The sequence below is a fragment of the Sinorhizobium medicae genome, assembly GCF_007827695.1.
Classification (GTDB): domain Bacteria; phylum Pseudomonadota; class Alphaproteobacteria; order Rhizobiales; family Rhizobiaceae; genus Sinorhizobium; species Sinorhizobium medicae.
On record NZ_VITA01000012.1, the window covers coordinates 117,440 to 143,124 of the forward strand.

Below are 25,685 nucleotides of genomic sequence, written 5' to 3' on the forward strand. Positions count from 1 at the left end.
GCCGGGTGCAGAGCGCCCTGAATTCGCCTTGACAGGAAAGTGATGCTTCCATTAGCATCTATAACATCAAAATGAAGCTTTAACTAAGTCATTTTGATGTTGACTGAGGAGGTCAGCGAAAATCAGAGGCCCGTTCAGACGATCGGGCCATGGGAGGAGAATTCAGGTGCTGAAGAAAGCTATAACATTGCTCTCGGCGGCGGTCATCGCTGCGGGAGCAGGTTTCGTTTCAAGCGCATATGCGCAAGGCAAAACCTACTACTGGGTCTCGCACGGCTCTCCGGCGGACCCGGTGTGGACCTATTTTCTGGCAGGTGCAAAACAGTGGGCCGAGGATACCGGCAATACGGTAAACACGTCATTCCAGAACGGTGACGTCCCTGCGCAGCAGGAAGCGATTAGAGCGGCGATTTCGGCGGGTGCGGCCGGCATTGCAACCACCACGCCCGATCCGGGCAGCCTCAACGAGGTCGTCAAGGAAGCAAAAGCGGCCGGCATTCCGATCATCAATTTCAACACACCGGACCCGCAGGCCGGCTTCGACGCCTATGTCGGAGGCGACAACAGAGCTTTCGGAAAGAACTGGGCGCAATATCTCGTCGACAAGAAGCTCGTGAAATCCGGCGATTTCGTCTGGATGCCCGTCGAAGTTCCCGGCGCGACCTACGGCGTTCAGGAAGAGGAAGGCATTGCCAGCGTCTTCAAGCCGTTGAACATCACCTGGGAAGTCACCGACGCAACGCTTGACCAGGCGGAAATCATCACCCGCATGTCAGACTACCTGACTGCAAACCGTTCGAAGATCAAGGCGATCATCGGACTGGGCGACCTCGTCACCGGCAGCATCAAGCGCGTCTTCGACCAGGTCGGCGTAAAACCGGGAGAAATTCCCGTGGTCGGCTGGGGCAATTCGATAGACACCACCCAGGAGGTTCTGACGGGCTACGTGAATGCCGCCCAATGGCAAGACCCGCAGGCGACCAGCTATATGGCACTGTCCATGGCTGCCATGGCATCGAGCAAGATACCGCCAGGTTTCAATATCATCACCGGCGCGCTCTACGAAAAGGATACGGCAGAGCTCTACGACAAGATCCTCTCCGGCAAGTAAGCCTCTCGAGTTCAGTCTGGCTGCGTCACCCGGCTTGTTCCGGGTGGCCAACCCAACCGGTGAGAATCATGCAACAACGTACGTTCCTGCAAAGCTTCGTCTCGAAGCCGGAATTCGGTCCGCTCGTGCTTCTGGTGCTCGAGCTTATGGTCTTCTGGTCTTTCAACTCGGATTTTCTGTCGCTTCCGAACATCAGCAATACGCTGTCCTTTACCGTCGAACTCGGCCTGATCGCACTGGCAATGACTTTGCTCATGACGGCGGGTGAGTTCGATCTTTCGGTCGGCTCGGTATTCGGCTTCTCGGCTGTCCTGATGTGGACCTTGTTCAACAGCGAGATGATGCCGCTCGGGGTCGCATTCCTCGTGGCGATTGCCGCCAGTCTGCTGATCGGCTTTGTCAACGGATGGTTCGTCACGAAGCTGAACATACCGTCCTTCCTCGTGACGCTCGGGATGCTCCTGGTCGTCCGAGGCACCGCTCTCTACGTCACCGACGGTTTCCCGCAGCGGACCTGGAATGCGGAAGGCAACCTGTTTGCCAACGTTCTGGCTGGAAGCTACTTCATCGGCAGTTTCCGGATGTACATGTCGGTGATCTGGTTCGCGCTGGCAGCGGTTGCGGCACATTACGTGCTCACAAAGACAAAGGCTGGAAACTGGATCCAGGCTTCGGGAGGCAATCCGAACGCTGCACGCGCGCGCGGGGTCAACGTGAGCCGCACGAAGATATGCCTGTTCATGGCATCATCCGCGATGGCGTCGCTTGCCGGCATCATCAGCTCCATCCGTACCTCTGCGGCCAACCCCAACAGCGGCACCGGCTACGAGCTTGAGGTGATCGCCATGGTGGTGATCGGCGGCACCGTGCTCACCGGCGGCCGCGGGACGATCATCGGCACGGTGCTCGGCATTTTCATTCTGCGCGTCATGCGCAACGGCATCGTCATGATCGGCGTGCCCGGCCTTGCCTACAACATCTTCATCGGCGCGATCATCCTCGGAATGATGGCACTGCACTCATGGCTGGAACGCCGACACAACTCAGGAGTATAAGGATGGCCGAAGATCTGATCCGAATGGAGAAAATCAACAAGTTCTACGGCCGCATCCATGCCCTTCGGGACGTCAACCTGACCGTCCGGACGCATGAGGTCGTAGGATTGCTCGGCGACAACGGGGCGGGAAAGTCGACATTGATCAAGGTGCTTTCCGGCGCCGTTCCGCTAACCTCAGGCAATATCCTGATCAAGGGCCGCAAGGTCGAACTGAAGAGCACGGCGGATGCGATCGCCAACGGTATCGAGACAATCTTCCAGGATTCGGCGCTTGTACCGCAGCTCTCGATCGCCCGGAACCTCTTTCTCGGTCGCGAGCCGATCAAAGGTGGAAGCTTCCTGAACAGACTCGACCAGGATGCGATGAACGCATCCGCTCGCGAACTCTTGAAGCGGGTCGGCATCACAAAGGATATCCCTCCGGAGACGCCGATCGCGGCCCTTTCCGGCGGCGAGCGTCAGGCAGTCGCGATCGCGCGCGCAATGCAGTTCGACAGCGAACTGATCATTCTCGACGAGCCCACCAACAACCTTGGGGTCGCCGAAACGCAGGGTGTCCTTCGTTTTGTCCGCGAGGCCCGCGACACCGGCCATTCCTGCATCTTCATCGCCCATAACATCCACCACGTTTTCCAGGTGGTCGACCGCATCATTGTCATGCGCGGCGGACGGGTGGTTGCCGACGACATCGATCCGAAGCACACGACCATCGAACAGGTGGAGCGGATCATCACGGGAGAGGAGCTGCTGCACGCGATAACGGCATAGGCCGCGCCCGATCGAGTACCGCGACCACGGCTGGTCGTCAAACGGGGGACCGCCCGGACAGCCACGCCGAGGACGGCGTGCGCGCCCGGGAAAGCGCATCGAAGCCGGCCGCGCCGTACCGTCGTTTTCCAAAGCGCATCGGCGGTCAGAACATTTTTCGGTACATCACGAAGCCCGACTTCTCGGCCACCCTATCGTAGAGCTGCATGGCCGTACGGTTCGTCTCGTGGGTCAGCCAATAGACACGGGGAGACCCAGCGCGTTTCGCGGCCTCGTAGACGCCGTTGATGAGAGCCCGTCCGATGCCTCTGCCACGCTCCACCTCATCGGTGAAGAGATCCTGCAGGTAGCAATTTGGCTGGATAGAGGTCGTACTGCGGTGGAATATGTAATGAGTCAGGCCGACGAGCCTGTCGCCGCTTTCCGCGACCAGTGCATGCATCGGCTCGTAGGCATCGAAGAAGCGGGACCAGGTCATTTGGGTAACGTCGGGATGGAGCGCTGTCTCGCCGGCGCGGCCGTAGAAGGCGTTGTAACCCCTCCAAAGGGGCAGCCATTGCTCGTAGTCGAGGCGCGTCACCGGGCGAATTGCAAGATTCTCGCTCATTCTCAATCCTTGTTCGCAAATCGGAGTGCACTACAACTACCTTCGTCGGGTGGTTCTGTCATCGCCCCGTTGTCAGGCTACATGCTTTCGCCTTCTCCCCTCGTCCGCTTCAACAACGCAATCACCTCGGCATCCGTCGTTTGTTCGAAGTCCTCATAATAGATGCTGACCGCATGGAATCGATTGGGCGTAGTGAGACAGACGAACCGATCCACCTCGTCTCGCAGGCTGGCGACTGCACTCGCCGGCGCGACCGGCACAGCGAGCATCAACGCCGCCGCGCCCGCCTGGCGCAGGGCTCTTGCCGCAGCCTTGGCCGTGCCGCCGGTGGCAATGCCGTCATCAACGATGATGACGTTACGCCCCCTCGGCGATCGTCGCATCTGGTCGCCGAGATAAAGCGCGCGGCGGCGCGCGAGTTCATGCCTTTGCCGCTCGGTCTCCGCCTCGACGTAGCTCTCGGAAGGATTCACGCTGCGCATGGCCTCGGCATTGAGCACGACCTGCGGTCCATCGCTGTCGACGAGTGCCCCGATACCGTATTCAGGATGGCCCGGCGCACCGATCTTTCGAACGATGAGAAGGTCGAGCGGCGCGGCGAGAATTTTCGCAACCTCGAAGGCGACCGGCACGCCCCCGCGCGGCAAGGCCATCACCAGCGGCTCGGAGAAGCGCTCCTTACGTATGGCATGGCCAAGCCTTCGCCCCGCATCGGTCCTGTCTGCAAAAACTATGCTTTCCTGCGTCATGACATTCGCTCCGTGAAAGCGTGCACCGACAACCACAACTATGGAGAGAGTGTTCGTTCAAATTGCAGCGAATTCCGCCAGCTTTCGTTAATGCGCGGCCGCTACCAATGGCCTTGCATACTGGCTGAAACGCAAGCCGCACTTTATTTTAGCACGACAGGCCGTTTCGAAATGAGCTTTCTCTCCGCCATACCCGCCATCGCACTTCTTGCCATGCTTCCCGTCCTCGCTTCTCTGCGGCGCATGCCGGTTGCCGGTGTTCGGGAAATCGCGCTCGGCTGCGTATTGTCGGCGGCGTCGGCAGCGGCGCTGACCGTTGCGACGGCCATGCAGGCGCCGATCGCTGCAATGTTCGGCTATGCAGGTCTGGTCGTCACCCTCTTCTTTGTCCTGCGAGGCCTTCAACGGTTCTTCGCGCTATCGATGCCAACCCCGCTTTTTCTGGTACTGGCGTTCTCGAGCGGCGTGGTCGGGTTCATCATTGCGCTTGGCGGCAATGGAAGTGCCGCCGCCACCATCATCGTCGTTGCGGGCGTGACCGCGCTCCCACTTCTTATCCTCGGCCTGGCCGCGGCCAATCGCTGGCCAAAGGAAATGCCGGTGATCCAGGTCGTCATTATCGGCTCCGTCGTCGTGGTCTTCACCGCCTTGGCTCATATCCTTGGCCCGTCGTCCCACTTCACGGCCGAGCGATCGGGATCGCCCGGCTTCATTCTGTTCGATTTCTTAGTCGTCACCATGCAGGCGCTTTGTCTTCCGCTTGTCTTCATTGCCGTGATCCTCACGATGCAGGCGCGCATCATCGCCGCGTTAAGAGCCGCGATCGCTCGGGACGGGCTGACCGGGGCGCTGTCGCGCGGAGCACTCATGGAAGAAGGCGAGCAGATCTTCGCCGAGTGCCTGACCCGCCGAAGGCCGGCTGCCTTCCTGTTGCTCGACCTCGATTTTTTCAAGCAGATCAATGATCAGTACGGGCACGCCTGCGGCGACATGGCACTCGCGCACTTTGCCGACACCGTCTCGACGTTCCTCGCAGGTCGGGGCGTTCTCGGACGGATCGGAGGAGAGGAATTCGGCATCGTCCTGCCGGACCACACTGAAGAGCAGGCAAAGGCGCTTGCCGAAGAGATCTGCCGCATCGTGCGCGAGACGCCTGCCGGCCGCTCTCATCAGCGCATCCGTTTGACCGTGAGCATAGGGATCGCAGCCGCCACCGCGCACGAGACGATTGCGGATGTGATGATCCGCGCAGACCTGGCCCTCTACGACTCCAAGGCGGACGGTCGCGATCGTTGCACGATCGCCAGGGATCGCCGGATTGACTCGAGCGCCCGCGCCCTTGCAGCAGCCGCCGCGCAATTGCGGGAAGCGCGCGCCGGCCGGCCGGAATTGCGCCACTCGGCGTGACCGTCCGCACGGCGTCTCCAGAACCGGGCGTCGACGGGGTGGCGGCCGGGAGCGTTGCATTGTAGCATCCGCCGCTTGTCTGGACTTTCCAGCTCATTGGAGGATATTCATGTTGCGTCGCATCCGTGCCTTGCTTTTCGCCGGCCTCACCCTCTCGGTCGCATCGGTTCCGGCGCTTCATGCCCAAACTGTCGGTGAGGTAGGGGTCGACTGGCTTGGCAACGACATCAAGATCGACGCGGTAAGCGACCCGAAGGTCAGCGGGGTTACGTGTCACGTCACCTATTTCGATCGCAGCGTCATCGACCGCCTGAAGAACGGCAACTGGTTCGAGGATCCATCGAACAACTCCATCTCCTGCCGCCAGACCGGACCGATAACCATCGACACCATCGAACTGTCTGAAGAGGGAGAGGAAGTCTTCCGTTCCGGCCTGTCCCTCATTTGGAAGAACCTGCTTGTGACGCGCATCTACGACAGGGCCAACGACACGCTGATCTATCTGGCGCATTCCCGGCAGTTGACTGACGGATCGGCTAAAATGTCGATCACGACGGTTCCACTCTATGGTGAACAGGTCACCTGGAAGAACGGGCGCCCGAAATAACCGCATCGCGACCCGGGGCAACGCTACGGATCAAAACGACAGGAAGGGGAGCACGGGTTCCGCACTCCCCTTCCGGGTTACAGCGCCGCGCTTCTGCCGGCTAGAGCATCGTGATCCAAGGTCGGCCGGATTTCACGCCGCATACATTGCTTCTTGAGCTGGTGCGCCCCGAGGAAACATGCAGTAGCTGGTTTCGTGCCTTATGGCTTAGGCGGCGTGATGCCCCGATAGTAGTCGCCCTCGCCCGTCTGGTATCTCTCGTGGTAGGTACCGCTTGGAGACATGATCCGACCGTCATCGATACTCCCCGTTGCGGTCGGGTCGACCGAGGTCGAGGGCATGGAGCGCATGGGGGACATGCGCACCTGGTTCTGCGTTCCCGGAGGATTGTTTGGGTCGAGACCCTGATAATAGCTATCCGCGAAGGCCGGCGCAGCGGCGCCGACCAAGGCGGATGACAGGGCAAATGCAGCAAATGATGTTTTCAGAAAAACTCTCATGGCATTAACTCCTATGTCCGTTAGGCATCCGACCTCCCAATGGATGCTGCTGTTCAGCATACGAGCCTCCTACGAATGCTGCGGTTCCCAACATAACACCGCGCACCCGCCGAAGGCGTTTGACGTTTTGTCACGTTTGCTCATCCAAGAGTGATGGTCCTTACGCAACTTTAACTTGACGCCAATCCAGAGCCGCAGGTGAGGCACTGCTTGTCTGCCTCCGTGAATGAAGGGCGAACCATCGCCTCTCGAGGCGGTGGTCCGCAAGAGCGCAACGCGCTCAGAAGAAGGGCCAAGGCATTTAGGGACGCGGTGCTGGAGGCGATATGCCCTGATAGTAGTCACCGTCACCGGGGCCCTGATACTCATTCGTATAGTGCTCTCGTGCCTTGCCGGGCACGTTATTGGCCCGGCTGCCCATCGGCGCCGGATCCACATAGATGCTGCCCGTGGGCGTAGGATCGACATAGACAGTGCCGGTCGGCGCGGGATCGACATAGACGCTCCCGGTCGGAGCAGGATCGACGTAATACGGGCTGGCCGGCACGGGTACCATTACCGACCCGGCGTTCTGTGTTCCCGGAGGATTGTGCGGGTCGATACCCTGATAATAACTATCTGCAAAGGCCGGCACCGCGACGCCGGCAAGCGCCGATGAGAGGGCAAATGCAGCGAGCGGTGTTCTGAAAGGAACTTTCATGGCGTTGCTCCTGTCTGTTTCCACATCAGCTTCCGAACGCGGAGGCTGTCATCACAGCAGAGGGCTTCTCGCCAATGCTGCATTTTCATAACTCGTTTGGCGTGCAGGGGTTCCTTAAATGCGCCCCGTATGTTTTCACATTTGCTCATGTCGCCGTGATGCGGATCTGGCGGCCGTTGCGTCGCCGCCGCCGCCGCATCTCGGCGTCAAACGTTCGCCGGCTCATGCAAAAGCCCGCTTTCGCGGGCCTCTACGAAAAGAAATGCGGGCTTATGACGGCTCGTCCCTGCTGGCTCGGGAATGGAGCTTCGCTCCCCGAAGGCCTATGCCGCCTGCGCCAGTTCCTCGGCGATGACGGTATCGAGGTTGAGGAAGCAGACCATCGATTTCTCAAGTGCAACTATGCCGCGGCAGAATGCTCGCTGTGCTTCCGGGATGATCTCCGGCGCCGGCTGCAGATCTTCGCCGCGGATCGTCATCATGTCCGAGACCTTCTCGACCAGGAGCCCGACGAGCTTGCCATTGATATCGGTAACGATGATCGCGGAGCGCTCGGACGGCTCGGTCATCTTCATCCCAAGGCGGCAGGCCATGTCGATGACGGGGATCACTGCGCCGCGCAGGTTGATGAGACCTAGGACATAGGGAGGGGTGTGCGGCATCGGCGTCACCGGCGCCCAGCCGCGAATTTCTCGGATCGCCATGATGTCTATGCAGAATTCCTGGTCGCCCAGATGAAAGGAGACGATTTCAAGGTAGGCGCCTGACTGTTTGATTGCGTTGCTCATGATCAAAACTCTTCCCAATTTTTACCGGATGCCTTTGCCGACGGCAGCGAACCCGGGCTGTTGCCAAATGCGCCCGCCAATTTTCCCATCAACGCCTTGGCGGGAGATGGAACGGAGCGCGTGGATGATTGTGCGGCTGTGCCTGACTTGCGGAGCGTGAGGGTCGTCGCGCCAGCCCCCGGTGTCGCGCTCGCCTGGACGCTCGCCATGGTCGTGCCTCCCCTGCCCGACGGTTGGACCGCCGCCATGCCGGTCGCCGTCTCGCGCGCCCGCTCATGGCGAAATTGCCCGACGAGTTCGCTTAGCATCTCGGCATCCTGCGCAAGCGTACGACTCGTCGCATTCGTCTGTTCGACCATGGCGGCATTCTGCTGCGTCATCTGGTCGAGCTGCGCCACGGCGGTGTTGATTTCATTCAGGCCAGTCGATTGCTCGCGCGCCGCTAGGACGATGGAGCTCATATGTTCGTTGATGCGGGCGACCTTGGTACCGATGTGGCCAAGCGCATGCCCGGTCTCCTGAACCAGCCTGACACCGGCCTTTACCTCGTCGCCCGAACGGCTCACCAGAGCCTTGATGTCTTTGGCGGCCCCGGCGGCTCGCTGGGCGAGCTCCCTCACTTCCTGGGCAACGACCGCAAAGCCTTTGCCGGCTTCTCCGGCCCGCGCGGCCTCGACCCCGGCATTGAGCGCCAGCAGATTGGTCTGGAACGCAATCTCGTCGATCACGTTGATGATCTTTCCGATCTCGCTGGAGGCGCCCTCGATGCGGGCCATTGCAGCGATCGCTTCACCGACGATACGTCCGGACTCCTCGGCATTTATGCGCGTTTCATCGACTATATGGCTCGCCTCTTCGGCGCGCTCGGTCGCGGTCTTCACCGTGACGGTGATCTCCTCCAGCGCGGCAGAAGTCTGCTCCAGCGACGCCGCCTGCTTTTCGGTCCGCCAGGCCAGGTCGTCGGCAGCACTGCGCATTTGCCGCCCGTTCGATTCGATGGAGGCGGTGTTTTCCCTGACGCTCGACAGAACGTGGCTCAACCGCTCCACCGTATCATTGAAGTCCCGGCGCAGGGCATCGAGCCCGCCCTCGAAAGGCTCGCGGATCGCGACAGCCAGATTGCCGTCTGCAAGCTGGTTCAGTGCCCGGCCAAGGGTCTCAACTGCGGTTTTGATCAAGCCGGCCGCCTGCTGACGCTCTGCCTCCTGCCGCCCACGTTCCGCTTCAGTTTCGTTCCGGCTCGTCTTCGCCCGTTCCTCCAGCGACCGCTTCTCGATTGCCGAAGCCCGGAAAAGCTCCACCGATCGTGCCATCTCACCGATTTCGTCGCCGCGTTCGAGCCCGGCCACATCAGCTGAAAGATCGCCCTCTTGTATCCGCCGCATGTTATCGCGCAGACCGAGAATGCCCCGGCGCAATGCGTTCCCGTGGAACCAGATCAGGCCGATAAGGCTTGCCATAGCCAGCAGGCAGGCGACGGCCTGGAACATGAGCGCATGTTTGCCGCTGGCACGCACATCGGCAATCCGTGCCTCGGCAAGGCTGGCTGCGGCATCGGCCAATCGCGCAAGCGACGCGCCCAGGCGCTCGCCGGCGCCGTCGATCACATCATCGATGCGAGCAAATTCGGCGGCTGGCGCTCCCGCTTCCACGAGAGCCTTCAACTCCTGCTCGACTGTCCTACGCAGTTCGGCCAGATCCGCATCGAAGCCGGCAAGGACCTCAGACTGCCCCAGAAGACGCGCAAGCGTCTGTATATCGGCTTGGTTGCGCTCGATAACTGCCAGAGAGGCCCTGATCTGGAGCGCGCGGTCCGGATGTATCCGGCGCTCGGCGCGGTCCACAATCGTGTCCATTGCCGCAAGCACGAGTTCCACCTGGGCGAGGCGCATTTCCTCGAGCGTTCCTGCACCGCGCTGAGCGATGATCGCCTTTTCGAGTGCTTCGCCTGAGCTGCCTTGTTCATACAGGCCAAGGGCGAGAACGGAACCGAACCCGAGAAAGGCGGCGCCCGCAAGCGTGGCAAGACGTTGGCTCACGGAGAGTTTACTCTTGGCGGATGGCAGCGTGTTCATTGAATATGGCAGTCCGTGGCTGGACCCCGCCGACGGCAGGTCTTCCGTTGCGATCGATGCGGGAAACCGGAGCTCGATCAAACCGGATGACCTCATGTCATATCGAAGTGGTGCACTTCTCCGCGTCATTGGACATTGGCAAATACATCTTAAACAATTGCTAAAACACGAGATCAATGCTCCCGCAGCGGCTATGCGGAAGGTTACGCGAATCCGCTGCGACTGCCCTTTTCCTTCCGTCTCACAATGCTATGATCTCCCAATGCGCACGGACACAAAGAAGTCGCTCACACCCCTGATCTTCGCCCTCGTTACGGGCGCGCTCGCGCTCGTCTCTTTGCTCGCTTTCAAAGGCTGGATGGCGAATGGGGCGGATATTTTTCTGTCGCTGGCTCAAGCCGGCCTCGCCTGGTGCATCTGAGACGGGACACACCCGAAGGTCCTGCGGCATTTGTCCCCTTTGCACCAGTGCATGTGAAGCGGTATCAACGCCCTACATTCCTGACGGCCTTACGGCGAAGCGCGTCCGCCCGGATGCGCAATGGGCCGCAACAGACTGGTGGCAATGATGAAATCCATACGCATAGTTCTCTGGGCGGCCATTCTGGTCCTGGTGGCCGTTCTCGGCTGGGTAAGCTTCGATATGACGCGATCCAAACAGCAGGCTGCTTCCGGCCCCTTCGGGGTACCCTTCACCCTCGTCGCCCAGAACGGCGAGCCGGTCACTGAAAAGGCCTTCACCGGCAAGCCGACGGCACTGTTCTTCGGCTTCACCCATTGTCCGGAAGTTTGCCCGACAACGCTGTTTGAACTGAACGGCTGGCTCGAAAAAGTCGATCCCGAGGGGAGCAAGCTGCAGGCCTACTTCATCACCGTCGATCCCGAGCGCGACACGCCTGAGGTACTCGGTCAGTATGTTTCGAACGTATCCAAGCGCATCACCGGCATCTCCGGTCCGCCCGAGAAGGTGCTGGAAATGGTGAAGGGCTATCGTGTCTACTACAAGAAGGTCCCCACCGACGAGGCAAAGCCGGAAGGCGACTACACGATGGACCATACCGCATCAGTCTTCCTCCTCGATGCGAACGGTCAATTCAGCGGAACGATCGCCTATGGCGAAAATCCGGAAACGGCCGTCAAAAAGCTGGAAAATCTCACACGGGGCTGACGCTGATCGCCGTCACGACTCCCGCGAGCGTCGGAAAAGCCGGCGCTTTGCGTTTGTCCTCCATTCATGATAGCGGCGAAACCGACCACAGCGCAGGCATCCGATCGGACGTGCTGAAGACGCTATGGCCCTTGAATGGCTGTATGCCGAAGGAAAGCACCGTGAGCGAGATACGCCTTTTCGTCACCACCACCGAGAAGCAGGCGACAGCCGTACTCGACGTCATGAGCGCGATCTTCGAAGACGACGATTACGCGATAGCTACCATGGAGATCGACGAGAAGCGTGATGTCTGGGAAGCTTCGGTCTATATGATGGCCGACGAAGAAGAGAGCGTGAGATCGCGCCTCGCTCAGGCACTCGAAGCCGATTTTGCGAATCTTCCGATCGAGCGCGAAGTGCTGCCGGATGTGGACTGGATTGCCAAATCGCTCGAGGGCCTCGCCCCTGTGCGCGCAGGTCGCTTCGTCATCCACGGTTCGCACGACCGTGACAGGGTTAAACCCGGCGAGATCGCCATCGAGATCGATGCCGGGCAGGCCTTCGGCACCGGCCATCACGGCACCACGGCCGGCTGCCTTGAAATGCTTGCCTCTGTCGCCCGGTCTCGGCCTGTCAGCAACGCTCTCGACCTGGGAACGGGAAGCGGTGTGCTGGCGATCGCCGCCTGGAAGCTTCTTCACGTGCCGGTGCTTGCAACCGACATCGATCCTGTCGCGACTTTCGTCGCCTCCGAAAACGCCCGTCGAAACGGTGTCGTCACCGGCTTGACCTTCGCCACCGCGCCCGGCTTTCACTCGAATACCTTCAGCGCCAGCGGCCCCTTCGACCTCATCATCGCCAACATCCTGGCGCGGCCGCTGATGAAGATGGCACCGCAACTTGCCGCAAATCTCGCCCCCGGAGGCTCGGTCATTCTCTCCGGCATCCTCGCCGAGCAGCGCTGGAAGGTGATCGCGGCCTATAATGGCCAGAACCTCAAGCATGCGCGCACCATTTGGCGCAACGGCTGGGTAACCATCCATCTGACCCGATAAGAGACTCTGCTTCGGTCCTTATTCCTCGACATCGGGATGAGGACCGTAAGAGTTCCAGCTGAGAAGAGAGCCTGAAACCGAAAAGGCCGCCCAGTCCATCATGACGGGCGGCCTTTTCGAAACAAAGGCGATGCCGAAGCATCGCCTGCTGGCCGGCTTGTGACCGACCATACCCGCGAGCCTGAGGAGGAGGAGCGCTCAAGCGGGCTCTACCGTTCCGAAGCTGACCACCCTGAGGGAGGAGGAGAACAGATGACCAGCTATTCTCGGAACTGCAGTCTTTTGAACCGGCGAATATTCGTCCGTGTTCGTTGAGCGCGCTTATAAACTATAATTCCGATAGAGATAGATACATTGCGGCATGGGTGCCATGCATCGTGTGCATATGTATGACAAATGGGCAGACGCCCTCAGCCGGAGGTGAGCCGATATGGCTGCTGTTTTATGAGTCTTGTCCCAAAACCGCTGCACATTTTCGGGCGACATGCATTAACATGCCTCGTCTCACCTTCCGTTCTCCTTCAAGCTTACCGGGGATATCCATGTTCCAGTCCTTCGAAGTCACCTCCACGCCTCAGTTCGGCAAGGAGAGAACCGCCGCACTGCGTACAGCCATCGCAAGCCTGGGCGTCGATGGCTTTCTCGTGCCGCGTGCCGACGAGTTTCAGGGAGAATATGTGCCCCGCTGCTGCGAACGGCTATCGTGGCTGACCGGGTTTACGGGCTCGGCGGGCGTTGCGCTCGTCACGCAGCGCCAGGCGATCGTTTTCGTCGACGGCCGCTACGTCACGCAGCTCAAGGAGCAGGTCGACGGCAGCGTCTTCACCGGCGGCGATCTCATCGGCGAACCGCCGCATGTGTGGCTTGAGCGCCATGCACCAAAGGGTTTCCGCCTCGGCATCGATCCCTGGCTGCACACCGCAGCGGAAGTTCGCCGGCTCGAAAAGGCGCTCGCCGCGATCGATGGCAGCCTCGTATTTCTTGACCACAATCCGCTCGACCGGCTCTGGGCCGACCGTCCGGCGGCGCCGCTTGGTGCGGTGGCGATCCAGCCCGTCGAGCATGCGGGGCGATTGGCGAAGGAGAAGATCGCGGCAATCGCGGCGGAAGTGGAAAAGACCAATGCCGCAGCCGTCGTTCTGACGGACCCCTCCTCCGTCGCCTGGACCTTCAATATCCGCGGCAGCGACGTGCCCCACACCCCGCACCCTTTGGCCCGCGCCATCGTCCATTCTGACGGACGCGCGGAGCTTTTTCTCGACAAGCGCAAGACGGGAATCGAGCAGGAAGCCTATCTGACCCAGCTTGCAGACATAATGGCACCCGCGACCTTCGACGATCGCCTGGCCGCCCTCGCCTCTACCGGCGCGGCAATGATGATCGACCCCGATCTCGCCCCCTTCGCCATCGGCGAGCTGATCCGCAGGACGGAAGGCCTGGTCATAGAGGCCGCCGATCCCGCCCGCCTGCCGCGCGCCTGCAAGAATGCAGCCGAGATCGGCGGATCGATCCGGGCGCACCTGCAGGATGGTGCGGCGATGGTTGAGTTTCTCGCCTGGCTCGACCGGGCGGAGCCCGGCAGCGTCACCGAAATCGGCGCAGTCCGGCAGTTGGAGGCAGCGCGTGCAGCCGTCGGTGAGCGCATGCAGAACCCCCTGAAGGACATTTCTTTCGACACGATCGCCGGTTCCGGCCCGCATGCTGCAATCATGCACTACCGGGTCACGAACGATACCGACCGGCCGATCGAGGCGGGAACGATGTTCCTGATCGACTCCGGCGCGCAATACGTCAACGGCACGACGGACATCACCCGCACCGTGGCGATCGGGACAGTGCCGGAAGAGCAGAAGCGGTTCTTTACGCTCGTTCTCAAGGGCATGATCGCAATCAGCACGGCGCGCTTCCCGAAGGGATCGCGCGGCGTCGACCTCGATCCGCTCGCCCGGATCGCGCTGTGGAAGGCCGGCGCCGATTATGCCCATGGGACCGGTCACGGCGTCGGCTCGTATCTTTCGGTCCATGAAGGACCGCAGCGCATTGCGCGGCTTGCCACGCAGGAATTGTTGCCCGGCATGATGCTTTCCAACGAGCCGGGCTATTATCGCCCCGGCGCCTTCGGCATCCGTATCGAAAACCTCGTCTTCGTTCGCGAACCGGAGGAAATCGCAGGCGGCGACCAGCCAATGCTCGGCTTCGACACGCTGACCTATTGCCCGATCGACCGCCGGCTCGTCCTTCCCGCCCTTCTGACGGACGACGAACTCGACTGGCTGAATTCTTACCACTCGGAAACGCGGGGGAAGCTGATGCCGCTTTTGGCCGACGGTGAGACCAGAGCCTGGTTGACCAGCGCTACGGAATCGATCGAGCGATAAACGGAGGGGGATGCGGCAAAGTCTGTGCCCGCATCCTCTCACCTGTAGGAATGATCAGATTCATGCCTCTGGGCCGCTCCGACCTGAAATCATCCTGGTCTGGGACGGGGCGGCCCGGCGGTGTGGGCTGGGGCTGGGGTACCGCCGGGCCTCCGTTGGGAGGGTCGATTTCTCAACCAACAGCATGGTTATATTTGCGGCGACGCTCTCGCGTAACCCGCGAATTTTACTGAATTTCACCTTTTCGAAAATCAGCTGGAAGCCAATACGGGCCGTTACCAGTCAGATCCCGAGCATCGTCTTGGCTTGACCGAGCGCTGCCTCCGAGCCCGCATGGTCGCCAGCCTTGTGTAAGTCTTCTCCCTGCTGGCGCAACTGTTTGACCTTGGCCATATCAGCGTCTGACAGCGATGCGTTGGGCATGGCCGCGTCGATCGCCTGCATCATGGCGGGGCACTGGTTCGCAAAAGCGGTAGCGGGCGCCAGCGCGAGAAACAGCGCAACGAAAATTCTGGTAATCATGGTCGCTCCTCCGTAGGCCGGGAGTCAGCTGCCTCCCCGGCAACAATAGGATGATAATCCAGAAGAGGCCGGGCGCCAATCCGATCGCCGGACCATGTTCGGGCGGCGAGGAACCTACATGATCAGGTGCCGGATCATCATGACCGTGATCCAGCCGACGAGGAGCATCCGAAGGGTCGAGAAGCGCAGCCCGATGACGAAGGCGACGAGCATCGCTGCGGCGACATCCATGCCCCCATAGACGAAGGCCGGCGCGACCAGGGTTGTCAATACGGCCGCCGGGACTGCGTTCAATGCAGACTCGATCCGCGGGGGGATGTTCTTGAGCTGCGTGATCAGGACATAGCCGCCGAAGCGCGTGACATAGGTGGCGACCGCCGCCGCGACGATGAGATAGAGAAGATCGAGATGTTGCGCGTCCAAGGATCAGGCCTCCTGTTCCACGGCGTGAACTTCGACCGCCGGCCGCTTCGGCGGCAGACAGGCTGCAAGCACGATGCCGGCAAGGGCACCGATGCTGACATGCCAGGGAGAGCCGACGAAATGCATCGCCGCGACGGAAGCGACGGCGCTCACCGCCACGATCGGCAGGAACCGGTCGCGTGTTCGGAAGCTCATCACGAGTCCCAGAAAGTAAATCGGGAGGAGCACGTCGAGGCCGATCGCCTTGGGATCGCCGATCAACTGCCCGAAAATCGCACCGATCAGCGTGTTGATGATCCAGGGGACATAGATTACGAGGCCGAAACCCGCATACCAGGCGAAGGTGACCGGCAATCCGCGCTCACCGCGCTGTTCGGTCTCTGCATATTGCGGATCCACGAGCAGGAAGAAGGCAATCAGCTTCTGACCGAAGCTGAAGTGGCGGATGTGCTTGGCGAGAGAAGCGGAATAAAGCACGTGGCGAAAGTTGACCGCGAAGACGGAAAGCACCACCAGCCAGGGCTGCACATTGCTTCCGAAGAGTTCGATGCCGACCATCTGGCTTGCACCCGCATAGACGGTGGCACTCATGAAGACCGCATCGGCAATCGAAAAACCGTTATCCACCGCAAGTGCGCCGAAAAGCGCTCCGAAGGGCGACGCCGCCAGCATGATTGGAAAGCCGCCGCGCAGCCCTTCCCGGAAATCGCTTCTAATCATGGAATTCTCCCGCGGGGCCGCTCGCAACGAGCACGCCGGCAGATTGCCTGCCGGACAGATAGGGGCTGCCGCCCATCGCGACAATTCAATTACTCTGATGCGGCGATTGAATTTTCTGATGGTTGGACGTGCGTCATACCGGAAGGAAGGCCCCCGAGACTTGTTGCTTGATCAACCATAAGGACGCGGGCGCAAGGATCGCGCCCGCCCCTACACGTCAACGCTTTACCTGAAACGTGTGCTCTATGCCGGGAAAGGTTCGCGCCTTCACCTCATTGGCATAATCCTCGACCGCCTTCGAGATCGCCGGGGCGAGCTCGGCGAAATGCTTGACGAAACGCGGTTTGAAATCATTGAAAAGGCCGAGCATATCGTCCGACACAAGGATCTGGCCGTCGCAGGCCGGCGAAGCACCGATACCGATGGTCGGCGCGCGCAGGGTGGCGGTGATCTCTCGTGCAACCGGCTCCACCGTCCCCTCGACCACTATGGCGAAGGCACCGGCATCGTCGATCGCCTTGGCGTCGCGGCGGATCTTGGCCACTTCCTTCTCGTTGCGCCCGACCGAGCGATAGCCGCCGGTCGTGTTGACGAGCTGCGGCATCAGGCCCACATGGCCGAGCACCGGAATGCCGCGGCTGACGAGGAATTCGACCGTCTCGGCCATCTCGGCCCCGCCCTCGAGCTTCACTGCGCTGCAGCCCGTTTCCTTCAGGATGCGCGCGGCACTGCGGAACGCCTGCTCCTTCGACTCCTGATAGGCGCCGAAAGGCAGATCGACGACGACGCAACAGCGCTCCGATCCGCGCATGACCGCCTGGCCATGTGCAATCATCATGTCGAGCGTGACGCCGACGGTCGTGTCGAGGCCGTAAAGCACCATGCCGAGCGAATCGCCGACGAGGAGGAAATCCACATGGGGATCGAGCAGCCGCGCGATCGGCGTCGTATAGGCCGTCAGGCTTACGATCGGTCGGTCGCCTTTCAGGGATTCGATGCTGGCGGGGCTGAGCCGCCGTTTCGTGGTGTGGACGCTCATTCTCACGCTACCTTTGCAAAACGGGCGGATTTCGGGGCTATGACGCGGTTGTCGAGCAGCTTCGTCGTGCCGAAGCGGACGAAAAGCAAAATGAGGACCGGCTTTCCTGAGATTTCGCCGAAGGGTTCAAGCGTTTCCGGGTCGCGCAGCGCCACCACTTCAGGCCGCGCCAGCGGCTCACCGGCGAGAAATTCCAGGACACGCTTCTCGATCTCGGCCGGCTCGGTGACGCCGCTTGCGATCAGCCGCTCGGCCTCGTCCAGTGCCCTCGGCACGATCGCGGCTGCGCGACGTTCTTCCGTCGTCAGATATACGTTGCGCGACGAACAGGCGAGCCCGTCCTCCTCGCGCACCGTCGGTACGCCGACCACCTTGACCGGCTGCGCCAGATCCTCGACCATGCGGCGTATGATCTGGAGTTGCTGGAAATCCTTCTCACCGAAATAGGCGCGGTCCGGCTGGACGATGTTGAAGAGCTTTGTCACGACAGTGGCAACGCCTGCGAAATGGCCGGGCCTGACTGCGCCTTCGAGTTCGGAGCCAAGCTTCGGCACGTCGACCACCGTTTCCATCGGCCTCGGATACATGTCGGAAACGCCGGGGGCAAACAGGATGTCGACCCCGCCATCCGTCAGCAGCTCCTGATCGCGGGCAAGGTCACGCGGATATTCGCCGAGATCCTCGTTTGCGCCGAACTGAAGCGGATTGACGAAAATGCTCGCCACCACCACGTCATTCTCGCCGCGGGCGCGGCGAACGAGCTCCATGTGTCCGACATGAAGATAACCCATCGTGGGGACCAGACCGACGGACCTGCCCGCCCGCCGGTGTTCGGCAAGGGCGTCACGCAGTTCTGCAATGGTGGTGATAGTTCTCATTTCCGGATCCTCCAATCCGCCGGGGCGAGAAAAACGGCACGCCACGCTGATATGGCTTCTGCATGATTCCTTAACTCCTTACCGATCTAAGGGCAAAATCATGCAGCATCATAAATGCTGCAGCGCCTTGTGGAGACCAGCTCCGCAAAAAGGCAATTGCATAAAATTTGGCTGCAAGCTCTATCTTGTGCAACGCAAAAATACAAACGGAAATGGTCGCTTTCGAAGTGCGGCCACCGATCGGCCCACTGGCGTGACCGACCATTGAACAGGAAAAATTCCGACAAGGATTGTCGGCATAACGCCCAGGCTTTCGTCCTTGGCTCATCGAAGCGGGATCAATTTCAAATAGGAGCACCCCATGCGCATGATTTTCGTCAACCTGCCGGTCAAGGATCTGAAAACGTCCCGGACCTTCTTCTCCGCTCTGGGCTTCACATTCAACGAGCAATTCTCAGACGAGACCGCCGCCTGCATGGTCATCGACGACAATATCTTCACCATGCTTCTGACGGAGCCGAAGTTCAGCAGCTTCATCGTCGGCGAAATCAGCGACACGGCGAAGGGCACCGAAGTCATCACGGCCCTTTCGGCTTCCAGCCGCGCCGAGTGCGACGACATGTTCGACAAGGCGATCGCCGCCGGCGGCAAACCATGGAAGCCGGCAATCGATTACGGCTTCATGTACGGCATCAGCTTCCAGGACCCGGACGGCCACGTCTGGGAGTTCATGTGGATGGACATGGCGGCGCAGCAACAGGCCTGAAGGCGGGCATTCTCCTTGCGATAGCGGAAACCGACCACGAACGATTATCCCCAATATCGGTTTGACGTCGGCCCTTGAGAAGGGCCGACACCTACCCCACCAACGGACCGCGCCATGCGTCCTGGTTATGGGTTCCACCGTAAAAAGAATTTCAAATTATGGCTGCGGCGCCTATTGTACTTCAACGGGAGAACCCAGGAGGATAGGTTGCTGGCTGATTTGCACCATCGTCATGCTTGGCGTGAACATATCGTGGTGCGCCCGATTCGAGGGTGCACGGGGATATGAAATCGCTGTTCCGGCAACGATCGGGCGTGTTCAGCAAGATCACGACGGTGCCGTTTCTTCTGCTGGTAATCGGCGTTGGCGGTTATTCCTGGGCGCAAGTTATCGTCATGGCATTCTCTCGCCTTCGAATTGAGGCGGGGCAATTTGTCTGGTCGCCGGCCGGCTTCGATAACTTCAGGGATATCCTGGCCAATGACGTGGCGCTTTATTCGGTTGCGGTCACCACGATTTTCGTGATCGCAACGGTCTGGCTGTCGGTGCTGCTCGGGCTGTTGCTCGCACTCCTTGTGCAACGCAGCAAGCGTTTCAATCGGCTTGCGCAGGTCGTCCTGTTGTGGCCGGCCATGGTTGCCCCAGTCGTGGTCAGCCTGATCTGGCTCCTGATTCTCAGCCCCAATATCGGCGTTCTTAATAAGCTTCTCGATACGTTCATGCTGCCGACGCAGGATTGGCTCGGTATGGAAGTCGGTGCGATCGTGGCGATCGTTATCGTCGATGTCTGGCACTGGACTCCCGTCGCCTTTCTGATGCTCTACACGGCACTCTGCGCCGTCGATGAAGAGGCGGTGGAAGCGGCGCGCTGCGACGGCGCCAACGAATGGCAAGTCATCCGCTACGTCAAGATACCGATGCTAATGCCGGCCATTTTGGGAACGATCTTCATTCGTGCCGTCATGGGTGTGAAAGCATTCGATGAAATGTACCTCCTCACTGCGGGCGGGCCGAACAATGCAACGACGCTCGTGTCGCTGCACATTCGCGACGTCTTCTTCGATCAGCTGAATTACGGCTACGGGTCAGCCTTCAGTGTGCTGATCGTCCTTCTGATGTCACTGATCATCGCGTTGGTGCTCACTGTCAGGACATTGCGTCACAGCCGGTTTTTTATGCGTGAGGTGCAGGAATGACCGCAGGTAGTCACGCCATAAAGGCAGAAGTAGCGACCCGTTCGAAACTCCGGCGGCGCCATAGCCTGTCCGACATGACGTCCGATGCCGTTCTGGTCCTGCTGCTTCTCGGTTTTGTCGCTCCGATAGTCTGGATGATCATACTCGCGTTTCAGTCAGACCGCGCCATCATCTCAATGTTCTGGGAAATCGATCTGACACTCGACAACGTTGCCAGCATCTTGTCGCCGGCCGAACCTTTCCGAGCGCAGCTCGTGAACAGTATCATCGTCGTGACGGGAACGGTCGTCCTCTGCGGTGCGGCCTCTACGCTTGCAGCCTACAGCCTGTCGAAGTTGCGCCTTTCAGGGTGGCTGAACGCGGCTGTCAACGTTTCCTGCGCCGTCGTGCCCCTTCTGCCGCCAATGGCCCTTGTTCCGGGTTTTTACGTCACGCTCATTCAAACCGGTCTGCTCGGCTCCCTCACCGGGCTGGTGATCCTGAACACCATCCTCAACCTGCCCTTCGCGACGTTGCTGATGAAAATCGGCTTCGACGATATTCCCCCCGCCCTGCAGGAAGCCGCCTCGATCGATGGTGCAAGCGAAGCGCGGACCTTCTGGATGATCATGCTGCCGCTCTCCATGCCGAGCCTGATCACGAGTTCACTCTTTACGGCGATCATGACGTGGAACGAGTTCCTGATGGGTCTGACGATGACTTCCGGCGGAACGACGTCGCCGCTTTCTGTCGGCATCGCATCGCTCGTGCAGCCCTACGAGGTACGGTGGGGGCAGCTTGCCGCGGCCGGCAGCCTCGCGGTTGTCCCGATCATGATCGCCAGCGTCGTCGCCAGCAAAAGGATTATAGCCGGCATGACACGCGGCGCGGTCAAATAAGCCGAAATAACTGATCACAGGGAGGAACAAGATGATCAAGCCAATAATTTCTTCGCCCAGACCGCACTTGAGCAGACGGCAGGTCTTGCAGGGCGTGGCGGCCGCGGCCGGTGCCGGATTGGCGGGATTTCCCGGACAGCTCGGCGCAGCAAGTCAGGTCAAGGAACTGATCGTTCTAACCGGAACCACCCCATGGCTCCCGGCTTACCAGAAGGCCGCAGCAGCCTACGAGGCGGAGAAGGGCATCAAGATCACGTTCCGCGCATTTCCCTATGGCGGAATGCGTACCCAGATGACCAACGCAATTCAGAGCAAGAACGCGGCCTTCGACGTCTTCCAGCTCGACGAACCCTGGACCGGCCAGTTCTACGACAACGGATGGGTCAAACCGCTCGAGGAGATTATCGAGGGCTACAAGCTCGACCCGAACATTCTGACCTATGACAGCCTTCCCCTCTGGGACAAACAGCAGAGGCGCGGCAAAGCCGGCGGGAAGATCATGGGCCTGCCGATAAACGGCAACGTCGATCTATTCGTCTACCGAAAGGACATCTATGAGAAGCTGGGTCTGACGGTTCCGAAGACCTGGGATGAGGCGATCGAAAACGGCAAGAAGGCCGTCGAAGCAGGCGAAGTCCGATATGGTTATGTCACCCGTGGCCAACCCACGGCCGGCGGGCAATCGGTCAGCTTCGAGTTCATGCACGTGCTTTACGGCTTCGGCGGCGATTGGTTCAAGGCCGACGGCGCTACACTCGTCCCGACAATCAACAATGACGCTGCAAAGACCGCGGCAGCGACTTTCCGCCGGCTTCTTGAGCTTGGGCCCTCACGGTCTCAAACGGTCGGTCAGGCGGACTGCATCGCCCTGATGCAGAGCGGCCAGGCTCTGCAGGGTCACTTCGTTGCTGCCGGCATGCCCCAGCTCGAAGACGAGACCCGTTCATCGGTCGTCGGCAAATGCGGCTACACCATCGTTCTGGCAGGATCACTCGACCATCCCGTTCCGGCAAGTGGTGTCTGGTCGCTTTGCGTCCCGGCGGATCAGGCGCCCGAACGGCAGCTCGCGGCAGCCGAGTTCATTATGTGGATGCTGGACAAGAAGCAGCAGGAAGCCTTTGCAGGCGCTGGCGGGATGCCGACCCGCAAAGACGTCGACGTGTCCGGAGCAGGCGCATTGCGACCGATCATGGAAGCCGCCAGGGATTCGGCGGCCCTCACGCAGGGCGCCATCCGCTATGTCTTCGCAGCCCAGATGCTTGAAGCCGTCGAACCGGTCATCGGTCAGATCGGCTCCGGTGACCTGGCCGTCGACGAAGGACTGGACGAACTGCAAGCGAAACTCGCGGAGATCGCCAAGGCGAGCGGCTTCGCGAAATAGTACAGCCAGATCCGCGGCAAGGCGGTCCGTGCTGTCACACGACAAGCGGGCCTGCCCTGCGGGTTCGGCGATCCCTTACAAGCACATCCGACACAGCTGCCGGCATCGGCCGGCGGAAAGGAGCGGGCGTGCCAGATAACTGAGAACCGATGCAACCAACCGAGAGAGCCTTGATGAGCAAGCGCCCCAATATCGTCCTCGTACTGGCTGATGACATGGGTTTTTCCGACCTCGGCTGCTATGGCGGAGAAATCTCGACGCCCAATCTGGACAGCCTCGCGCGTCGCGGCGCGCGCTTCACGCAGTTCTATAACACGGCGCGATGCAGCCCATCGCGTGCGTCGCTTCTGACCGGGCTTCATCCTCACCAGACCGGCATCGGTATTCTGACCAACAACGACTTGCCGCGAGGCTATCCGGGTAACCTGAACCTGCGATGCGCCACGCTGGCGGAAATGCTGAAAGCTGCCGGATATGCGACATGCCTCTCGGGGAAATGGCACCTGGCGAGCGAAATGCACGAACCGAACGATACCTGGCCGACGAGACGCGGTTTCGACCGGTTCTTCGGCACGCTCACCGGCTGCGGCAGCTTCTATACGCCCGGAACGCTGACCCGCGGCGAATGCGACGCCTCGGCCGAAGCACTCGACCCGGCATTCTTCTATACCGACGCCATCGCCTCTCATGCCGCGGAATTCGTCACCGAACAGTCCGCGGCAGGCAATCCGTTCTTTCTCTACGCCGCCTTCACCGCTCCCCATTGGCCGCTTCATGCACATCCCGGCGATATCGACCGTTATCGGGGGCGCTTTGACGAAGGCTGGGACGTTCTGCGCGAAAAGCGGATGAAGCGGCTGGTCGAGGAAGGAATTCTTACGGCGAGCACCGCAATCAGCGCGCGCGATCCCACGCAGCCCGCCTGGTCTGATACGAAGGAAAAGGCTTGGCAAGTCAAACGAATGCAGGCCTATGCTGCCCAAATCGAGCGAATGGACCGCGGGATCGGCAAAATCATCGAGGCACTTAAGACCGGCGGCACCTTCGAAAACACGGCTTTCATCTTCCTGTCCGACAATGGAGCATCGCCGGAGGATCTGCCGCAATTCGACGCCGAAAAATTCATGCGGCGAACGGACATTCTTCCACGGGCGACGCGCGATGGACTACCGATGCGTGTCGGCAATACTCCCGATATCTGCCCTGGTGCCGAAGACACATATTCCAGCTATGGCCGTGCCTGGGCAAACCTGTCCAATACGCCCTTCCGCTTCTACAAACGGTGGGTGCATGAAGGCGGCATCGCCACGCCATTGATTGTCCATTGGCCCGCAGGAGGACTCGATTGCGGCGCGATCCTCGATCAACCCGCCCAGCTCGTCGATATCGCCCCAACCATTCTGGAAGTGACCGGTGCAAGCTATCCGCTTCAGGCTATCGGCCGGGAAATCGCTCCGCTGGAAGGCTGCAGCCTGCTTCCTGCATTGAAGGGCGAAATACTCTTCGAGAGGCCGCTCTACTGGGAACACACGGGTAATGCCGCAATCCGCCTCGGACGATGGAAGCTTGTTCGCGAAGAGCCAAATGGCTGGGAACTTTACGACCTTGCAGCCGATCGCACAGAGCTGAACGACGTGGCGCCGGGCAACCCTGAGGTCGTCGCGGACCTCCGGGCAAAATGGGAAGCCTGGGCAGAGCGCATCGGCGTCATCCCCTGGGAGGTAACGCTCGGCATTTACGAGGAACGCGGTCTGCATCCGACCTGGGCAGCCGGCTGAGTGCATCAAGAGCCGGTCCGCCAGGCGAGATCACCCGGCCGGGTCCGGCATCAAAAGGAAAGTCACGACCATGGCTTCGGTCGAAATTCAGAGTGTCAAAAAGTTCTACGGCGCATTGCAGGCGTTGCACGGGGTTTCAATCCAGATCGAAGACGGAGAGTTCGTCACGCTGGTCGGCCCTTCCGGTTGCGGAAAATCAACCCTTCTGAGGATGCTCGCCGGGCTCGAGGAAATCAGCAGCGGGACGATCCGCATCGGCGCGGCGGTCGTCAACGACCTCCCGCCGAAGGACCGCGACATTGCAATGGTCTTTCAGAACTATGCCCTCTATCCTCACATGACGGTCGCCGAGAACATGGGCTTTGCCTTGAAGCTCAAGAATGCCGACAAAGGCGAGATCCGCTCCAAGGTCGAGCGTGCGGCGAATATCCTCAATCTCGACAAGCTGCTCGATCGTTATCCGCGCCAACTCTCGGGAGGGCAGCGCCAGCGGGTCGCCATGGGCCGGGCGATCGTGCGCGCGCCCAAGGTCTTTCTTTTCGATGAGCCGCTTTCCAATCTCGACGCGACGTTGCGGGTCTCGATGCGCGCCGAGATCAAGAGCCTGCATCAAAGGCTCGGCACGACCATTGTCTATGTGACCCATGATCAGGTCGAAGCTATGACGATGGCCGACAAGATCGTGGTGATGCGCGATGGGATCGTAGAGCAAGTCGGGGCGCCGCTGGAGCTTTATGACAGGCCATCCAACATGTTCGTTGCCGGCTTCATCGGGTCGCCAGCGATGAACTTTCTGACGGGCGATATCCGCGCGAATGGATTTATGACCGGCACTTGTCTGTTTCCCATTGGTGAAAATCGGCCTGATCTGCATGGCCGGAGCGCCGTGTACGGAATACGTCCCGAGCATCTGCGCATCTCGGAGGACGGCATTCCCGCCGAGGTTCAACTGGTCGAGCCAACCGGGTCCGAGTCACACCTGATCGTCAAAATCGCGGATCAGGCAATCACTTGCGTGGTGCGGGACCGCGTGGACGTCAGACCCGGCGATTTAATCCGGCTGTCTCCCGACGCGGATCGCGTTCACCTGTTCGATCCTGATGGAGAGAACCGGCTCTAGCTCCCCATGGAACTGCCGCAGAGGCCCGCTGA

The 25,685-nt window shown here is 60.4% G+C and carries 26 protein-coding genes; 15 read left to right on the forward strand and 11 right to left on the reverse strand.

Annotated features, from left to right (window positions below):
• Window positions 1–166 precede the first annotated feature (166 nt).
• From FB009_RS20465 to FB009_RS20475, 3 genes are all read left to right on the forward strand, one after another.
• Complete coding sequence (locus FB009_RS20465; protein WP_011976171.1) at window positions 167–1,111, forward strand: substrate-binding domain-containing protein; 945 nt, start codon at window positions 167–169, stop codon at window positions 1,109–1,111.
• Window positions 1,112–1,179: 68 nt separating this feature from the next.
• Complete coding sequence (locus tag FB009_RS20470; protein WP_011976172.1) at window positions 1,180–2,166, forward strand: ABC transporter permease; 987 nt, start codon at window positions 1,180–1,182, stop codon at window positions 2,164–2,166.
• Between the two features lie 2 nt (window positions 2,167–2,168).
• Window positions 2,169–2,936 (forward strand): ATP-binding cassette domain-containing protein, encoded by a 768-nt coding sequence (locus tag FB009_RS20475; RefSeq protein ID WP_011976173.1) that lies wholly within the window; start codon window positions 2,169–2,171, stop codon window positions 2,934–2,936.
• A 145-nt stretch (window positions 2,937–3,081) separates the two neighbouring features.
• Here the strand turns inward: FB009_RS20475 and FB009_RS20480 are convergent, their stop codons facing one another.
• A complete protein-coding gene (locus FB009_RS20480; protein WP_011976174.1) occupies window positions 3,082–3,543 on the reverse strand; it encodes a GNAT family N-acetyltransferase in 462 nt (153 codons plus the stop codon).
• 77 nt (window positions 3,544–3,620) lie between these two features.
• Window positions 3,621–4,292 carry a phosphoribosyltransferase gene (locus FB009_RS20485; protein ID WP_011976175.1) on the reverse strand — a complete coding sequence of 224 codons (672 nt, stop codon included), beginning with the start codon at window positions 4,290–4,292 and terminating at the stop codon, window positions 3,621–3,623.
• 171 nt (window positions 4,293–4,463) lie between these two features.
• On the opposite strand from FB009_RS20485, the gene FB009_RS20490 reads away from it, so the two are divergent.
• Both FB009_RS20490 and FB009_RS20495 read left to right on the forward strand, forming a co-directional pair.
• Complete coding sequence (locus FB009_RS20490) at window positions 4,464–5,699, forward strand: GGDEF domain-containing protein (protein ID WP_024311501.1); 1,236 nt, start codon at window positions 4,464–4,466, stop codon at window positions 5,697–5,699.
• Between the two features lie 109 nt (window positions 5,700–5,808).
• Window positions 5,809–6,306, forward strand: a complete 498-nt coding sequence (locus tag FB009_RS20495; RefSeq protein WP_011976177.1) for a CreA family protein — start codon at window positions 5,809–5,811, stop codon at window positions 6,304–6,306.
• Between the two features lie 200 nt (window positions 6,307–6,506).
• Here the strand turns inward: FB009_RS20495 and FB009_RS20500 are convergent, their stop codons facing one another.
• The 4 genes from FB009_RS20500 to FB009_RS20515 all read right to left on the reverse strand — a co-directional run bounded on the left by FB009_RS20500 (window position 6,507) and on the right by FB009_RS20515 (window position 10,369).
• Complete coding sequence (locus FB009_RS20500; RefSeq protein ID WP_011976178.1) at window positions 6,507–6,866, reverse strand: hypothetical protein; 360 nt, start codon at window positions 6,864–6,866, stop codon at window positions 6,507–6,509.
• 241 nt (window positions 6,867–7,107) lie between these two features.
• Window positions 7,108–7,506, reverse strand: coding sequence for a hypothetical protein (locus FB009_RS20505; protein ID WP_011976179.1), 399 nt, complete (start codon window positions 7,504–7,506; stop codon window positions 7,108–7,110).
• Window positions 7,507–7,829: 323 nt separating this feature from the next.
• Entirely contained in the window at window positions 7,830–8,294 is a 465-nt protein-coding gene (locus FB009_RS20510; protein ID WP_011976180.1) for a chemotaxis protein CheW, read from the reverse strand.
• A 2-nt stretch (window positions 8,295–8,296) separates the two neighbouring features.
• Window positions 8,297–10,369 carry a methyl-accepting chemotaxis protein gene (locus FB009_RS20515; protein ID WP_024311502.1) on the reverse strand — a complete coding sequence of 691 codons (2,073 nt, stop codon included), beginning with the start codon at window positions 10,367–10,369 and terminating at the stop codon, window positions 8,297–8,299.
• A 262-nt stretch (window positions 10,370–10,631) separates the two neighbouring features.
• Between FB009_RS20515 and FB009_RS20520 the strand changes: the two genes are divergently transcribed.
• The 4 genes from FB009_RS20520 (at window position 10,632) to FB009_RS20535 (ending at window position 14,952) form a co-directional block, all read left to right on the forward strand.
• A complete protein-coding gene (locus FB009_RS20520) occupies window positions 10,632–10,790 on the forward strand; it encodes a hypothetical protein (RefSeq protein ID WP_011976182.1) in 159 nt (52 codons plus the stop codon).
• A gap of 147 nt (window positions 10,791–10,937) precedes the next feature.
• Complete coding sequence (locus FB009_RS20525) at window positions 10,938–11,537, forward strand: SCO family protein (protein ID WP_011976183.1); 600 nt, start codon at window positions 10,938–10,940, stop codon at window positions 11,535–11,537.
• Between the two features lie 161 nt (window positions 11,538–11,698).
• Window positions 11,699–12,574 (forward strand): 50S ribosomal protein L11 methyltransferase, encoded by an 876-nt coding sequence (locus FB009_RS20530; protein ID WP_024311503.1) that lies wholly within the window; start codon window positions 11,699–11,701, stop codon window positions 12,572–12,574.
• A 542-nt stretch (window positions 12,575–13,116) separates the two neighbouring features.
• Window positions 13,117–14,952, forward strand: coding sequence for an aminopeptidase P family protein (locus FB009_RS20535; protein ID WP_011976185.1), 1,836 nt, complete (start codon window positions 13,117–13,119; stop codon window positions 14,950–14,952).
• Between the two features lie 282 nt (window positions 14,953–15,234).
• On the opposite strand, the gene FB009_RS20540 is transcribed toward FB009_RS20535, so the two are convergent.
• From FB009_RS20540 to panC, 5 genes are all read right to left on the reverse strand, one after another.
• Window positions 15,235–15,474 (reverse strand): hypothetical protein, encoded by a 240-nt coding sequence (locus tag FB009_RS20540; protein ID WP_011976186.1) that lies wholly within the window; start codon window positions 15,472–15,474, stop codon window positions 15,235–15,237.
• A 114-nt stretch (window positions 15,475–15,588) separates the two neighbouring features.
• On the reverse strand, window positions 15,589–15,897 hold the full coding sequence (locus tag FB009_RS20545; protein ID WP_011976187.1) for an AzlD family protein: 309 nt from the start codon (window positions 15,895–15,897) through the stop codon (window positions 15,589–15,591).
• 3 nt (window positions 15,898–15,900) lie between these two features.
• Window positions 15,901–16,617 (reverse strand): AzlC family ABC transporter permease, encoded by a 717-nt coding sequence (locus FB009_RS20550; RefSeq protein ID WP_011976188.1) that lies wholly within the window; start codon window positions 16,615–16,617, stop codon window positions 15,901–15,903.
• A 217-nt stretch (window positions 16,618–16,834) separates the two neighbouring features.
• Window positions 16,835–17,656, reverse strand: a complete 822-nt coding sequence (gene panB, locus FB009_RS20555; RefSeq protein WP_011976189.1) for a 3-methyl-2-oxobutanoate hydroxymethyltransferase — start codon at window positions 17,654–17,656, stop codon at window positions 16,835–16,837.
• A gap of 2 nt (window positions 17,657–17,658) precedes the next feature.
• Window positions 17,659–18,534, reverse strand: a complete 876-nt coding sequence (gene panC, locus FB009_RS20560; RefSeq protein ID WP_011976190.1) for a pantoate--beta-alanine ligase — start codon at window positions 18,532–18,534, stop codon at window positions 17,659–17,661.
• 361 nt (window positions 18,535–18,895) lie between these two features.
• On the opposite strand from panC, the gene FB009_RS20565 reads away from it, so the two are divergent.
• From FB009_RS20565 to FB009_RS20590, 6 genes are all read left to right on the forward strand, one after another.
• Entirely contained in the window at window positions 18,896–19,300 is a 405-nt protein-coding gene (locus FB009_RS20565) for a VOC family protein (protein ID WP_011976191.1), read from the forward strand.
• A gap of 284 nt (window positions 19,301–19,584) precedes the next feature.
• A complete protein-coding gene (locus tag FB009_RS20570) occupies window positions 19,585–20,496 on the forward strand; it encodes a carbohydrate ABC transporter permease (RefSeq protein WP_011976192.1) in 912 nt (303 codons plus the stop codon).
• A complete protein-coding gene (locus tag FB009_RS20575) occupies window positions 20,493–21,374 on the forward strand; it encodes a carbohydrate ABC transporter permease (RefSeq protein ID WP_011976193.1) in 882 nt (293 codons plus the stop codon). The genes FB009_RS20570 and FB009_RS20575 overlap by 4 nt, the downstream gene beginning before the upstream one ends.
• 31 nt (window positions 21,375–21,405) lie before the next feature.
• Window positions 21,406–22,755, forward strand: a complete 1,350-nt coding sequence (locus FB009_RS20580; protein WP_011976194.1) for an extracellular solute-binding protein — start codon at window positions 21,406–21,408, stop codon at window positions 22,753–22,755.
• Window positions 22,756–22,928: 173 nt separating this feature from the next.
• Window positions 22,929–24,533 carry an arylsulfatase gene (locus tag FB009_RS20585; protein WP_234705053.1) on the forward strand — a complete coding sequence of 535 codons (1,605 nt, stop codon included), beginning with the start codon at window positions 22,929–22,931 and terminating at the stop codon, window positions 24,531–24,533.
• 70 nt (window positions 24,534–24,603) lie between these two features.
• Entirely contained in the window at window positions 24,604–25,653 is a 1,050-nt protein-coding gene (locus FB009_RS20590; protein ID WP_011976196.1) for an ABC transporter ATP-binding protein, read from the forward strand.
• Window positions 25,654–25,685 lie beyond the last annotated feature (32 nt).